Source organism: Paenibacillus sp. FSL R5-0517 (assembly GCF_037974355.1).
Taxonomy (GTDB): domain Bacteria; phylum Bacillota; class Bacilli; order Paenibacillales; family Paenibacillaceae; genus Paenibacillus.
The window spans coordinates 4,839,816-4,854,646 of sequence record NZ_CP150235.1; the positions used below are offsets into that span (position 1 = coordinate 4,839,816).

The window sequence follows — 14,831 nt, forward strand, 5'->3', positions numbered from 1 at the left end:
CAAATGCTAACTTATATAAATTATTTTGTTGTTATTAGGCTTTGGAAGCCATTTTGCGTTGTTTTTCTGCACGTTCACGCTCGGATTTATTCAGGATCTTCTTACGAAGACGAATGGATTTCGGTGTGATCTCACAATATTCATCTTCATTCAGGTACTCAAGCGCCTGTTCCAATGAGAAGATAATCGGAGTTTTAATTTTAACTGTATCATCTTTACCAGAAGAACGAACGTTAGTCAGTTGTTTTTCTTTGCAGATGTTAACAACGATATCATTATCACGTGTGTGTTCACCAACAATCATACCTTCGTAGATCTCAGTACCCGGCTCCAAGAAGAGCGTTCCGCGATCCTCAACACCCATCATTCCGTAGAACGTAGATGTACCCGTTTCAGTTGAGATCAGCACTCCTTGGTGACGTCCACCCACTTGACCGGATACTACTGGAGCGTAGCTGTCAAATGCATGGTTCATAACACCGTAACCACGAGTCAATGTCAGGAAGTTTGTGCTATATCCGATCAAACCACGTGCTGGAATCAGGAACTCCAGACGAACTTGACCACTACCTGTGTTAACCATGTTAACCATCTCTGCTTTACGTGCACCCAGGCTCTCCATTACGGAACCCATGCTCTCTTCAGGGATATCAATCAACAAGCGCTCAACAGGTTCCATTTTCTTACCGTCAACTTCTTTAACGATAACTTCTGGTTTGGATACTTGAAGCTCGTATCCTTCACGACGCATGTTCTCAATCAGGATACCCAAGTGAAGCTCACCGCGTCCGGAAACGACAAATGCATCCGGGCTGTCCGTTTCATCAACACGAAGGGAAACGTCAGTTTCCAGTTCTTTCAACAAACGCTCACGAAGTTTACGGGAAGTTACCCATTTACCTTCACGACCTGCGAATGGACTGTTGTTCACGAGGAACGTCATTTGTAGTGTAGGCTCATCGATTTTCAAAACTGGAAGTGCTTCTGGATTGTTCGGATCGGCAATGGTTTCACCAATGTTGATGTCCTTGATCCCTGCAATGGCAACGATGTCGCCTGCTCCTGCTTCTTCCGTCTCAATACGTTTGAGACCCTGGAAACCGAACAGTTTCTCGATACGTGCAGTTTTGCTCTTGCCATCACGCATAATAACCGTTACCGATTGTCCTTGACGGATCACACCGCGGTTAACACGACCAATGGCAATACGGCCAAGGTATTCATTGTAGTCCATCAAAGTAACGAGGAATTGAAGTGGTTCTTCAACATTTTCGGTAGGGTGTGGGATATGACTAACGATCGTATTGTAGATCGCCACCATGTTGTCATCCTGTTTAGCAGGATCACTTTCCATGCTGGATGTTCCGTTCAATGCGGAAGCATATACAACAGGGAATTCAAGCTGTTGATCGTTGGCACCCAGTTCAATGAACAGGTCCAATACTTCATCAATTACCTCAGCCGGACGAGCCGCTGGACGGTCAATTTTGTTTACAACAACGATAGGTGTCAGGTTGTGCTCCAGTGCTTTACGAAGTACAAACTTCGTTTGTGGCATACAGCCCTCATAAGCATCAACAACGAGCAATACGCCGTCAACCATTTTCATGATACGTTCCACTTCGCCACCGAAATCGGCGTGTCCTGGTGTATCCACAATGTTGATCAGATAATCTTTATAAGTTATAGCCGTGTTTTTGGCCAAAATCGTAATACCGCGTTCACGCTCCAAATCGTTGGAGTCCATTGCGCGCTCCTGTACCGTTTCGTGATCACGGAAAGTACCGGATTGCTGGAGCAACTTGTCGACGAGCGTAGTTTTCCCGTGGTCGACGTGGGCAATAATCGCAATATTGCGAATGTGTTCTCTTGAATGCATGGTTTGTATCCATATCCTTTCCAATTTCAATTCTTATCTACTAAACTTCCCGCAATTTCGCAGGTTACTCACAAAATAAGCGTCGGTGATATCCCGACGCATGTCTATATCCCTTATATTATAGTTTATTATAGGTAAAAATCAAGATATTTCGCACGAAAAGACCATTGGGAATGTTACCAGCCTCTCCCTTGCCGTCCTCGTCCAAGCAATAACCAGACTCCGCTCAGGATCAAAAGAACAGCAAGGACATAGATTATTCCCGTTTGCAGCAAGGTAAATCCGAATAATATGATGGATACCGCACCAAGGATCAAAGCTGCAGGTAATACATATTCCGGTCTTCGACGCTCAGCCATTCCATATTCGAGCAGCCCTATGGCGATCCCAAGCAAAATTGCTGGCCAGAGCCTGCTCATCAGTCCAGCACCCCATGTATTGGTTATACTGAATAACAGACCATATACCGTTAGTATGCCGGCTGGAACAAGTGACCACGACGGTGAAATACGCGCATAATATAACGCATGAAGGGCTATACCTGGCAGCAAGATCAGCAAAGGCCAGAAGTTACGACCAATAAATCCAAACACACCAAACTTACCGAGCAGGATAATAATTCCAGCAGCTACAATAAATATGCCAATTGCTTTTTCATTTCTCATCCTCATCTGCAATCACCTCTTATACCATGGCTATGTACTTTATTTCTTTGATAAACAATTTACAATCCATGCTGACTGTTGATTTCCTAACCTGTTATCCTGCTTCTAGTGTATCTGATGTTTCGGCAAAAAACTATACTTTATGTCGCACTTTGCAAGTGCCCTTTACCTGTATTACCCTAAAATGTGCAACTTATGACTAGCCCAATGGAACTTCTAATGGCAAGAGTATTCGCTCAACACAGGACCGCCTAAACCTGAGGGTTCGGGCGGTCCTGTGTTCAAGCTTTTATCCATAGTCAAACTATGCGTTCTTCCTCACAAATTTATGGGCTCCTCCAACCGCTATTACAAGACAAGCCATTGCTGCGGGCAACAGCGTGTGTACCTCTGATGCCATTCCTCCCAACCATTCTCCTAACTTGGGGTCTTTCATCACCATCTCACCAGCTGTAAAAGCCAGAATGCCTGATCCGGCGAATACCAGAATCGGAAATCGCTTGAGCAAACCAACAATTAGCCCACTGCCCCATACGACAATGGGAATACTTATTGCAATCCCGATGACGATCAAAGCCAAATCTCCATCTGCCAAAGCCGCTATAGCCAAAACGTTATCCAGGCTCATTACAAAATCGGCAATCAGAATGGTTTGAATGGCTTTCCACGTCGTAGAAGCTTCCCGAATATGTACTTCATCCTCATTTTGAAGCAGTAGCTTCACTGCAATCCAGAGTAGCAACAGTCCACCTGCCGCTTGGATAAAGGGAATCCCGAGTAATAACACTGCGACGAAGGTTAACACACAGCGTAGCAGCACCGCCCCAAAAGCTCCCCACCATACCGCTTTTTTGCGTTGTATCAGTGGCAGATCCTTGCTGGCAAGCGCAATAACAACCGCATTATCTCCACTCAATACCAGATTGATCATTAAAATCTCAGTCAACAGCCAGAGTGTATCCATGTCCTCATCCCCCCACATTAACTTGTATGTCAGAGTTGTCCATGCTATTCTTAATGATTGAACCGTATATAAGGAGTGACATAATACATGGAGCTATTTAGCCCCGCTTTCTGGCTGGCTTTGCTGAACGTTGTCTTTATTGATCTCATTCTGGCTGGAGATAATGCCATCGTCATTGGTCTTGCAGCTCGAAATTTGCACCCTTCCGTGCAGAAAAAGGCGATTCTATATGGAACGGGCGGCGCACTTCTGATTCGAATCTTGGCAACCGTTGTTGTTTTATGGTTGCTTAAAGTGCCTTGGCTCTTGCTGGTGGGAGGCATACTGCTGATCTGGATTGCCTATAAATTATTGGCGGATCAGGGAGATGAACACAATGATATTCAGGCGGGGACTTCCTTATGGACTGCTGTTCGTACCATCGTGATCGCAGATGCAGCCATGGGACTCGATAACGTGATTGCCGTTGCCGGAGCTGCGCAGCAGCATCTTGTGCTTGTCATTCTCGGACTCCTGATCAGTGTACCTATTATCGTCTGGGGCAGCACTCTGTTTATCAAGCTCATTAATCACTTTCCCTGGATCATCTATGTCGGAGCCATCGTTCTCGGGTATACGGCATCCAATATGATTACCGAGGAGCAGCGACTCTCGCCTTACTTTACTGAACATCCGGCATTGCGAATTCTCTTCATCGTTGTGGTTATCGCAGGCGTAGTCTTTGCAGGTTATCGCAAACGCTCCAGCAGTTCGAGTCACAAGGGATCTGGCGGGGAACAGCAACGCTCCTATTCGTAGGCTATTTAATTTATAATTGCTCCTGAACACAGCAAAGGACTGAACGATATTTTATCGGACAGTCCTTTTTTGCAGTTAACATAGCCCTTATTATGTCAGCCATGCTCATTTTTATTGAGTTTAGAACCAGTCATCCTTCATGCCTTGATCGCCTGACTGATTCGTTACCACAGAAGTTTCACCGGCGTGCAGCGTGATGGTTTCTGTTAATTCCACCGCTTGGTCGACCCATTCTGGCAGATGGCTCATGGTTGATTCAATTTTATCCACAATCCGAAGATTGGGATTGGTAGAAGGTGACTTTGGCACAAAGAGAGTACAGCAATCCTCATATGGCAAAATCGATATGTCATACGTTCCGATCTGTTTGGACAGGGTAATGATCTCCTGTTTATCCATCATAACCAGTGGTCGCAACAGTGGCAGATCCGTCGCACGACCAATGACATTCATACTCGGAAGAGTCTGACTCGCTACTTGGCCCAGGCTATCCCCGGTGATCAGTGCTAGTGCGCGCTCCCGCTCGGCAAGTTTGGATGCAATTCGCAGCATTGAACGTCTCATTAGGGTAATAATCAGATTGTCCTGACCCAGTTGGGTGAATGCCGTTTGGATCTCCGTAAATGGAACCAGATGCAGCTTGATTGTTCCTGCATGATCAGCAAGGGCACGCGCCAAATCAATGACTTTTTCTTTGGCCCGCTGGCTTGTGAACGGATAACTGTAAAAATGTACACATTCCACTTCGAGTCCACGACGCATGGAAGACCAGGCAGCAACAGGGCTATCTATCCCACCTGATAGCAGTACCATTGCTTTGCCATTCGTCCCCAGCGGAAACCCACCCACCGCAGGAATGGTTTCATTGAAAATATAAGTGCCTTGATCCCGAATTTCCACTCGCAGTTCAATATCAGGCTGACGAACATCAACACTCAATTGCTGGAACTTCCGAAGGATCGGGGAACCAACCAGATGATTCATTTCATGTGAAGAGTTCGGGAACTCCTTCCATACCCGCCTTACATTTACCTTGAATGTGGTGCCTTCCTTAAATTCGTCTTCCCTTTCGTCCATAAAAGCAACTGCGGTTTTCACAATCTCATCAAGCTCGGATGGAGTAACTTTAACCGGACTAATCGACATCACACCGAATACCCGCTTTAACACCTTAATCAGTTCAGTATGTGATTCACCGCCAAGATCCACATAGACACGGCCATATTCTTTGCGAAGACTTGCTCCTGGATAAGGTTTAAGTAAAGCTTTCACCTGTGTAATGATCGTTTTCTCGAATCGCGCACGATTTTTTCCTTTTAACATAAACTCTCCGAAACGGAGAAGCAGCATATCATATTTCATATCCATTCACATCCGCCTTTCAAGGGGTCGCAACTGCGCCACCATCTGATGTAAAGCCCGTTCAAGCGAGGCTACATCTTCTTCTGTATGTTCATCTCCAAGACTAATACGCAATCCGCCAGCAGCACAAGCTGTATCTCTGCCCATCGCAAGTAGAGCTCTACTTGGTTCAGCCGAACGCGAAGAACAGGCAGATTGGGTGGATATGGTTATGCCAAGTTGCTCCAAGGTGTGCAGCGCCACTTCTGCCTTCATCCCGGGATAGGAGAAGTGCACAATATGAGGGGCACCCTCTGTGCGACTGTTCAATTCAAATTCAGGAATGTGACGTATCGTTTCCATCAATCGATCACGGAGTACCTGAGTACGACGGGCAAAATTAACCTGGCCTTCTGCTGCCATCCGCATGGCCTTTGCCATGCCTACTAACAAGGCCACGTTCTCCGTGCCAGCTCTTAGACCCTGCTCCTGTGATCCCCCTGACATGAGTGGCGTAAGTTCCACTCCACTTCGCACATACAAGAGACCTGCTCCCTTCGGTCCACGGATCTTGTGAGCAGACAAACTGTACAGATCTGCGCCCCAAGCGGCAGGTGAAGCCTCCATTTTTCCAAACCCCTGAACACCATCCACATGAAAAAGCACTCGGGGTGCTTTCTTTTTGAGCTCTTTGCCAATCTCTGCAATCGGATGGATAGCTCCTGTTTCATTGTTTACATGCATCAGACTTACTAGCACTGTATCCTGTCTGATTGCATCTATAACCTGCTGAGCATTCACAACACCAGCGGAATTGACAGGAATTAGCGTTACATCCCATCCCCACTGTTGCAATTGCATAAAACTTTCATACACCGAGGCATGCTCGGTAGCCGTTGTGACAATATGTCTTCCTCGTGACTGATAACGTAATGCAGCACCTTTTATCGCAAGATTATTGCTCTCGGTCGCACCGGAAGTAAATACAATCTCCTCAGGCTTAACGCCTATCGCCGCAGCACAGCCAGAGCGTGCACGACGCAACAATTGATGAGCACGCTCTCCATATCCATGAATAGAGGACGGATTACCGAATTGTGTCTCCATAATCTCGGCCATCGTACGAACTACATCCGGATGGGGAGGCGTGGTAGCAGCATAATCAAAATATTTCAAATGAGGTTAGACCTCCCTTATCTCTTCGTTCATGAACCTACAGTGAGCATTGTAACACGATACCCATACAACACAAAAAGACCAACCGGGAACAGGCGTTTCAAGCGCTGCTGTCCCCACATTTGATCTCATCCTGCCTATCATGTGTTATCGCAAATGTTACTGTGAGTTTAAATCACATATTTAGACTGTGCCTTTTCCACCTTGGAGATATAATTCTGTGTTTCTGAAGGCAGACGGTTAAGTACACTCATCAGTTCGCTATCACTCGACACGCCCAGACGTGAAACACGACCCGGTCCTGCATTATATGCAGCAAGCGCCATCTTCACTTCTCCACCGAAACGCTGGAGCTGAAGAGAAAGATATTTCGTCCCGGCATCAATGTTCTGGGCAGGATCAAATGAATTATTTACACCCAGCCCTGCAGCTGTCCCATCCATTAATTGCATAAGCCCTTTGGCACCGGCGGAGGAAACAACATTTGGGTTAAAATTGGACTCTGTGTCAATGACGGCCTTAATCAATGATTCAGGCACACCATATTTCGCACTTGCTTCCGCAATCAATGATTCAAAATCCGTAGGTACGGATGCACCGGGATCCACGATTCCTGTATTGGATGAAGATAATAAAGACTCAACGATGTTATTGGAGACAGAGGACGATCCTGCCGTATTTATATCCGGATTGTACGTGCTTCCGAGTTGCAGCCACAACAAACCATCACTGGATCTTTTGGAGACCGTAGCGGTGGAATCCGTATTGCTCGTCGAATTGGCACCCGTGCCTAACAGCCCGTCCATCACTTTGGCGAAATCCACTGTTGAACCAGCATCTGGTTGTGACCCACTGGTTTGGTTATTCACATTGGACAATTGCAGTTCCAACAACTGCCGCGATCCGCTTGGATCTATCTGCATGACTTATACCCACTCCCGTAGTATTAAGCGTAATATGACCTTATTCTACATCGTTTTACAGCAAGGTTCCATTGTTTTCAAAAAAATAGTTGAATCCCACGCTCTAACCTGCGTATATACGAAAAAAAACCTCCTGTAAGTCACCACACATGGGTGCAAACAGAAGGCTTGGTGAAGCATATTTTACACCTAGCGCGCAAATGGGATCATGAAAAAATAACTCAGCGTAGCTACAATACCCAGTCCAATGGACCAAGCTCCCGCAGTTTTCCGACCATTTACATAAGCATAGTAACCCAGAACAGCTGCCGCTGGTCCAAGTACGATTGACCACATGAACAAGGACGCAATACCGAAGGCCAGCCCCATATAACCTGCGACCTTGCCTGTTGACTCCATGACACGGTCCGCCTCATGCTTCTCAACTACAGGTTCTGAACGTTCGGTGCCTCCAGTTCTTACAACAGTTGGAGGAGCCACCTCAGCCCCGTACTCTTCCCGATGTACTTTCCTTGGATAATCCACACGCATACGCTGTTTTTCAACCTCACCCTTGTTTTCAGGGCGATCAATAGAACGAATGTTGTTATCGTCATTTTTCATTTGGAAGCACCTCCATTATGAATAGGGATGACTGCTCACTTGGGTTTGAACGTGTGACAGCAGGTTGCAGAGGATGTACGCGCATGATCATGATGATCCGAGTCGAATGTCTCACCGGCAAACTCCTCATGCAGACGACGGGTGGCGTGTTGGTCGATGTCAATCATGATAGCATCAGCCTGGCAGAAGTTGTTCTCTCCCCAAAAGTTGCAGTTGGAGACGCTGCATTTGACAATTGGTTTGTCTTGGCTCATTTTTTTATCACCTCGACTACTATTGTCTCCCCGCCACAAACCCGATATTCTCTGCTAAAATGCCAGATGATGACATGATCCCTCCCCGTTGATTTCTGACTGAAAACACAAAAAAACCGCCACAAGGGCGGTTTCGTCCAATATCATATTAAAATTCAAACGTTAGTTAAGCGTGATTCCGTTGATTTTGCATACGGCGCTGAGTCAGGTAATCACTTTCGTAGTATGCCAGATCATCGCGCAATTCTTCGTACGTTTTGGAAACCTCAAGAATGACATCCCGCACTGCACGAATTGGCTTGTCACGAAAACGAATGGCATCTTGTCCTGTGTAAGCGTATCTTCCGTCTTCCGAGTAACATTCATTTTTGGGATAGAAAAAGCTGTTTACGCATTGGTGATACGTATTATAAAGAGCCTTTTCGGCAAAATCGACATCAAAGTTGGCACGACGCAGCACAACGCCAAGTTTTTCGTAAGAAACTTCAGAAAAAACGAGTAAATGACGGAGATCTGAAAGAAATCCTTTGTAGAAGACTGTTGATTCTTCCGTCTGATTCTGATCCAGTTCAGGCAAAGCATTCTCATTCAAAAATTTTTCAATCCGATCGATAGCCGGTTTTAACTTTTCCCTAGTTGACTCACATGTTTTCTGTACATTGGCTGCTGACATAAAGGTAGCTCCCCCTTAAATAAGTCCTTACATATAGGTCGGCCAACGGTGGTTTTCCCCTGACCTTTGAATTCTCAGCTATAATCCTACCATAAAAAGTTGACGAGCGGTATCCCTTAATCATGCTTTCCGTTTCTGCCATTGAACATGCCTATTATACGCAGTTAGACTCGAACTTGTTTGCATAAAACGTTCCACTTTTTCTAACGATAGATATAACCAGTGACAACGATGAAGCACTGTTAATGACTGTCCAAAAATGAACGAAGGAGGATCCATCCGCCATGGCCAGACCGAAATGGATTAACTGGGCCCTTGCAGCTGGTGCGGGAGCACTCGCCCTTACACTTTTGCTTCCAACATCAAATCGTACCGAGCCCAAACCTAGTGCCCTGTCCGATTCTGCTCATGAAGAGCACACGAGTAAACAGCGTCTGAAAGTGCAGGATGTCAAAGCAACCGATCTTCTGACCCGCATGGATGCCAAGCAACATCTCAGTATCATGTTGGAGAAAACCGCCACAATGAATGCCGCGCAGGTGAATCGATATGTGAATGATCTCCAAGGCTCACATGAACATATCAGATCCATTCATCTCATGAATATCAATGGCTCTTTTGACAAACCGTTAGATAAGGCCTCCACACTAGGAAGCAAGCTGGAACAACAGAAGCTTCAACATGCACTGAACCTTGCCAAAAAAGCGGTAAACAAACGTCAAAGTTTCGAATCCTCTTCTTTTCCTTTGGGAAAAGAAAAATATTTTGTTATGGGGCAACCCTCCAAAGATGGCAAACGAGCTGTAGTTGCCTTGTTCAGCCAGAATGTATTAAATGCAGTTGAACAACATCAACGCAAAAATCTGCGTATGATCCCTTATCCGCGTGAGGGTAAATTCAAGATTGAGTCTGTTCACCCGGATACACTTAACGAAATCACAGTGAAAACCGGACATGATAACGCCAATGCCAGTCATTTTTACGAAAATGAAATCGTTATCCGATTTCGCCAGGATCCCAGTGAACGGGATATGCGTATCATTAAATCTGATCTAAGAATGCAATCTGCGCGCAAGCTGGGATACACGTATGTTTTTCGGTCAGAAGACATGAGTTACAAGCAATTGCATAGCTATTTCGAAAGCAAATGGAATCCACTTTATATGGAACCCCACTACATGTATTTAACCAATGATACCGTAACTGAACAAACCGATGTTACGATACCCAATGACATTTTGTTCTCCGATTATCAGTGGAACCTGCCTGCGATTGAGACAAACAGAGGTTGGAATATTACCAGGGGAAACAAAGATGTCATCGTTGCAGTCGTTGACACGGGGGTTGATATGAATCACCCTGACCTAAAGGGCAAACTCCTCGAAGGTTATAATGTGGTCGAGCCGGGAAGCAAACCGATGGATGATGTGGGACATGGCACACATGTCGCAGGCATTATCGGTGCTATTGTCAACAATAATGAAGGCGTGGCAGGCATGAGCTGGTATAACAAGGTATTACCGGTTAAAGTACTCGACAACTCGGGTTCAGGTACCACGTATGCCGTTGCCGAAGGTATCATCTGGGCAGCCGATCATGGAGCCAAAGTGATCAACATGAGTCTGGGCAATTATGCTGATGCGCAATTTCTTCATGATGCCGTTAAATATGCTTTTGATCGTGATATCGTCCTGATTGCAGCCACGGGAAATGATAATACAGAACGTCCAGGATACCCTGCTGCTTATCCGGAAGTATTTGCCGTATCAGCTACCGACCCGGATATGAGCAAAGCTTCCTACTCCAACTATGGGGATTATGTGGATGTGATGGCTCCGGGTTCGAGTATCGCCAGTACCTATCCAAACAATCAGTATGCGGCCTTGTCCGGGACGTCCATGGCTAGCCCCCATGTAGCCGCACTTGCAGGTTTGATTCGTTCGTTAAACCCGGATTTGACCAACACAGAAGTGATGGATTTGATGCGTCAAAGTGTTATTGACCTCGGTGATCCGGGTCACGATAAGTATTTTGGATATGGGCAAATCGATGTCTATAAGGCATTGCAAGCCGCATCAGGCAACAGCGCTCCTTTGCAGTTCTGGCCGCAACATGTCAGACAACAAATGGATAATACAATGAAGAAGTATACCCAGTAACCGTAATAACACTGATCAGTAAAAAACAAAAGCAGCTGCGCCCCGGGGCGTACGCTGCTCTTTGGTTTATATTCAATTCCCCGGGGCACCCGCTGCAATTAGCGCTTGCGTGAAGATGTGCGGGCTTTACTTGATTTTTTCACGGATTTTTTCTTCGCATTGTGACTGGATACATAGCAAGGATCTTCTTCTTTGACAACAACAGGATACATGTGGTGATGAATCGGAACACAGTGATGTTTTTTGATCACTTCGATCGGGTGGATTACAGGCACGATTTGTGGGATGTAGTAATCCTCAACAACCTGGATCGGGTCACAGACAATCGGGCAAAGCGGTGGACAGTAATGGTTCATTTCAAAACCAACTCCCTTTCTGGTGATACTATAACCTATTGCAGCAGGTCGAAAGTGGATTGGATGTATGTCCATACTCCGAAAAATTATATGAGCGGTAGCCTGTCCGCCACTGCCCCACCCTGCCCAGGTGTCACACTAGCAATGACTCCGCACAGTACACGAAGACCTCCACACAAAAGCTCCACACTCGTAACCGTGAAGCAGATGCGCAGACTTGGTGTATCCGTCTCCCCTACATAACAGGCGGAACCCGGCAGAAAAGAGACCCCTGCAGCCAAGGACTGATGATGCAGCTCACGCATATCCAGGTTGCTCGGAAGTTGGAGCCACAGATTGAGTCCTCCCTCTGGCAAACGCCATTGCATTCCCATAGGAGCATGCTCTTCCAACACTTCAGATGCGGCACGCAAACGAGAATACAATTCATCCCTCAATCGGGATACATAGGCACCGTACTGATTCTGAATGAAAGATTGCAATGCCTTTTGTGTAAGCAACGGACTACCCAGATCCGCTGTTGACTTCGCAGCCACAAGCCGGGTCAGTACACTTCCATCAGCGATAGCACAGGCTATGCGGCAACCGGGAGAGAGCACCTTGCTGAAGCTTTTGATATATACGACATGGCCTGACCCATCCATCGATTTAATGGAAGCTGGCGGAGGATCCCGAAAATAAAGATCCGCAAATGGATCATCCTCCAGGATGAGGCAGTGGTAGCTTTGCGCGAGATTCAGAAGCTGAGCCCGCCTTCTCGCACTCATCGTAATACCTGTTGGATTATGATAAGTCGGGATCGTATAGATGAGTTTGGGCGGATAGGTATCACATAATCGGGTCAACAGATCGATACGCATGCCTTCGTCATCCATCGGGACCGTAATGATCTTCGCACCTCTACTCGTAAATACATCAATGGCTCCGGTATAGCTTGGCGCCTCCATATATACAACATCCCCAGGTCCAATAAAAGTCCGGGCCACAAGATCAATCCCCTGCTGAGCACCACTTGTGATTAGCATGCGTTCAGGTACTACCTGTAGTCCACGTTCGGCAAAATGTTCGGCGAAGATCTGTCTGAGCTCCCGATCTCCCTGAAAAGATCCATACGCCGCCATACGCTCTGCATGGTCAGAGGAGAGCCGGTAGGCACTGTCAATAATCTCGCGTGTAGGCAGCAGTTCAGGCTGAATCGCTGACATATGTAGTTCATACCGTACTTGAGGGGACGTATCGAAATGTCTCCAGAGCTGCGCTCGGGGTAAATAATCCACAAGTGCCATCTGCCAATTCCATGACGTACCGGATTCACTGTTAAGATGATTACGCTTGGCTCGATCCACATCCTCCATCGAATCCGCGTTTAGAGTACCTCTTACATAACAACCTTTCCCCTGAGAGCAGGTGATCAGTTGAATCGCTTCGAGTTCAGCATACGCTTTGGATACAGTGACCAGGCTAACACCCAAATCCGTGGTCATTTTGCGAACAGAAGGAAGTCGGGTTCCGGGTTCAATGAGTCCTGATCTGATACGATCGGCAATTGTTAGTGCAATCTGCACGTACAATTTGGTACTGCTTCCCCGCTTTAATTCAATATGCATGGTTGCGCCCCCCAACTGTTATGATCTTCATTTTACTGTTATAGTGCAGTCCGTCTATTATAGTTTATAATATCAGTATAACAGTGAATAACAGGAGATGAGAATAACATGAGTATCCCATGGTCCAAAATGGCACAAAATACCCCGTCCTCTGTCGTTCGCGACATGCTCCAGGCCGCTCAGGCACCTGGAATGATCTCGCTAGCCGGTGGATTACCAGCCCAGACTTCTTTTCCGCTGGAAGCCATTCGTGTTGCGTATGAAAAAGTATTTATGAGCGGAGCAGCCGCTCTTCAATATGCTGAGACTGAGGGCTACCGTCCTCTTCGCGCCAAGATCGCCGAACGTCTCGAATCCAAGGGCATTCCCGCTTCACCTGATCATATGCTTCTCACTACGGGTTCACAGCAATCTATTGACTTGGTCTGCCGCATCCTTCTTGACCCGGGTGACCGCGTATTAGTTGAATCACCAACCTACCTCGCTGCTCTGCAAGTCATCCATTCCTATCAAGCTGAATCTCACGGCGTAGCCTGTGATGATCACGGCATGTTGCCTGAGTCTCTGGAGGAACAGCTCCAGTTGCATCGTCCAAAACTGGTCTATATTAACCCCACGTTCTCCAATCCTACGGGAAAAGTATGGTCTCGAGAAAGAAGAAAGCAGGCTGTGGATCTGTGCCGCAAGTACGGCGTACTTATTTTGGAAGATGACCCCTATGGTGAAATCCGGTTCAATCCAGAGCAATTGGATGTCCCTGCTCTCGCAGAACTGGATGCCGTATCCTATGATGGCCCTTCCAATGTTATCTACACAAGTACATTCTCCAAAACGGTAGCACCAGGCCTTCGTACGGGCTGGATACTGGCTGCTCCCGATATTGTTAAAATGGCAGCACGCGCCAAACAAGGCGCTGACTTGCATTCCAGCAGCATTGACCAAAGAGCGCTTCATGCGCTGCTTGAATCTTTCGATCTGGATGCGCATATTCGTCATATTTCAAAGGATTATGAACAACGGATGAAAACACTGACCACTCTCATGGCAGCCAAGTCATGGGAAGGCATCTCATGGAATTCACCACAAGGTGGCATGTTCTTGTGGCTGCAACTACCAGAAGGCATGCTGGCAAGCAATCTATTCACTTACGGTATCCAGGAGAAAGTGTGCATTGTTCCGGGTGATTCCTTCTATGCAGGTACACCAGAGTTAAACCGCATGCGAATCAACTTTACTCATACAGACCCTGAGCTTCTTCCTGAAGCCGTGGAAAGAATGGATCGCGCCATCCAACGCTGGCACGCTTCGTTAACATCGGACAGTGTTGTTACACTGTAATGAACTGTCATAAACGTTGCCCTATATTTTGCGTATGACATTGATTAGGACGTGTCTGAAAACACCAGGCACGTCCAAAACTTGATATGAGCAAC

The 14,831-nt window shown here is 46.6% G+C and carries 14 protein-coding genes; 3 read left to right on the top strand and 11 right to left on the bottom strand.

The genetic code is table 11. From position 1 onward, the window contains the following. Positions 1-34 precede the first annotated feature (34 nt). The 3 genes from typA to MKX40_RS21550 all read right to left on the bottom strand — a co-directional run bounded on the left by typA (position 35) and on the right by MKX40_RS21550 (position 3,508). Positions 35-1,879: a translational GTPase TypA gene (gene typA / locus MKX40_RS21540; protein WP_339235973.1), complete on the bottom strand. Its 1,845-nt coding sequence runs from the start codon at positions 1,877-1,879 to the stop codon at positions 35-37. A gap of 176 nt (positions 1,880-2,055) precedes the next feature. Next, positions 2,056-2,550 (bottom strand): hypothetical protein, encoded by a 495-nt coding sequence (locus MKX40_RS21545; RefSeq protein WP_339235975.1) that lies wholly within the window; start codon positions 2,548-2,550, stop codon positions 2,056-2,058. A gap of 298 nt (positions 2,551-2,848) precedes the next feature. Then, positions 2,849-3,508: a TerC family protein gene (locus tag MKX40_RS21550; protein WP_339235978.1), complete on the bottom strand. Its 660-nt coding sequence runs from the start codon at positions 3,506-3,508 to the stop codon at positions 2,849-2,851. 87 nt (positions 3,509-3,595) lie between these two features. Between MKX40_RS21550 and MKX40_RS21555 the strand changes: the two genes are divergently transcribed. After that, the gene (locus MKX40_RS21555; protein WP_339235981.1) at positions 3,596-4,306 is read left to right on the top strand and encodes a TerC family protein; all 711 of its coding nucleotides are present in this window, start codon (positions 3,596-3,598) and stop codon (positions 4,304-4,306) included. Positions 4,307-4,426: 120 nt separating this feature from the next. Here the strand turns inward: MKX40_RS21555 and thiI are convergent, their stop codons facing one another. From thiI to MKX40_RS21585, 6 genes are all read right to left on the bottom strand, one after another. Further along, entirely contained in the window at positions 4,427-5,668 is a 1,242-nt protein-coding gene (gene thiI, locus MKX40_RS21560; protein ID WP_339243148.1) for a tRNA uracil 4-sulfurtransferase ThiI, read from the bottom strand. Between the two features lie 6 nt (positions 5,669-5,674). Next, on the bottom strand, positions 5,675-6,823 hold the full coding sequence (locus MKX40_RS21565) for a cysteine desulfurase family protein (RefSeq protein WP_339235984.1): 1,149 nt from the start codon (positions 6,821-6,823) through the stop codon (positions 5,675-5,677). Positions 6,824-6,993: 170 nt separating this feature from the next. Continuing rightward, positions 6,994-7,746, bottom strand: a complete 753-nt coding sequence (locus tag MKX40_RS21570) for a lytic transglycosylase domain-containing protein (RefSeq protein ID WP_339235986.1) — start codon at positions 7,744-7,746, stop codon at positions 6,994-6,996. Between the two features lie 189 nt (positions 7,747-7,935). After that, on the bottom strand, positions 7,936-8,349 hold the full coding sequence (locus MKX40_RS21575; RefSeq protein WP_253439370.1) for a hypothetical protein: 414 nt from the start codon (positions 8,347-8,349) through the stop codon (positions 7,936-7,938). Between the two features lie 35 nt (positions 8,350-8,384). Then, positions 8,385-8,603: a DUF1540 domain-containing protein gene (locus tag MKX40_RS21580; protein ID WP_076211597.1), complete on the bottom strand. Its 219-nt coding sequence runs from the start codon at positions 8,601-8,603 to the stop codon at positions 8,385-8,387. A gap of 166 nt (positions 8,604-8,769) precedes the next feature. Beyond that, the gene (locus tag MKX40_RS21585) at positions 8,770-9,276 is read right to left on the bottom strand and encodes a YpuI family protein (protein WP_091014020.1); all 507 of its coding nucleotides are present in this window, start codon (positions 9,274-9,276) and stop codon (positions 8,770-8,772) included. A 284-nt stretch (positions 9,277-9,560) separates the two neighbouring features. On the opposite strand from MKX40_RS21585, the gene MKX40_RS21590 reads away from it, so the two are divergent. After that, entirely contained in the window at positions 9,561-11,435 is a 1,875-nt protein-coding gene (locus MKX40_RS21590; protein WP_339235991.1) for a S8 family peptidase, read from the top strand. A 98-nt stretch (positions 11,436-11,533) separates the two neighbouring features. On the opposite strand, the gene MKX40_RS21595 is transcribed toward MKX40_RS21590, so the two are convergent. Further along, the gene (locus MKX40_RS21595) at positions 11,534-11,791 is read right to left on the bottom strand and encodes a hypothetical protein (protein WP_339235994.1); all 258 of its coding nucleotides are present in this window, start codon (positions 11,789-11,791) and stop codon (positions 11,534-11,536) included. An 86-nt stretch (positions 11,792-11,877) separates the two neighbouring features. Further along, on the bottom strand, positions 11,878-13,398 hold the full coding sequence (locus MKX40_RS21600) for a PLP-dependent aminotransferase family protein (RefSeq protein WP_339235996.1): 1,521 nt from the start codon (positions 13,396-13,398) through the stop codon (positions 11,878-11,880). Between the two features lie 108 nt (positions 13,399-13,506). Between MKX40_RS21600 and MKX40_RS21605 the strand changes: the two genes are divergently transcribed. Then, positions 13,507-14,736: a PLP-dependent aminotransferase family protein gene (locus MKX40_RS21605; protein WP_339235999.1), complete on the top strand. Its 1,230-nt coding sequence runs from the start codon at positions 13,507-13,509 to the stop codon at positions 14,734-14,736. Positions 14,737-14,831 lie beyond the last annotated feature (95 nt).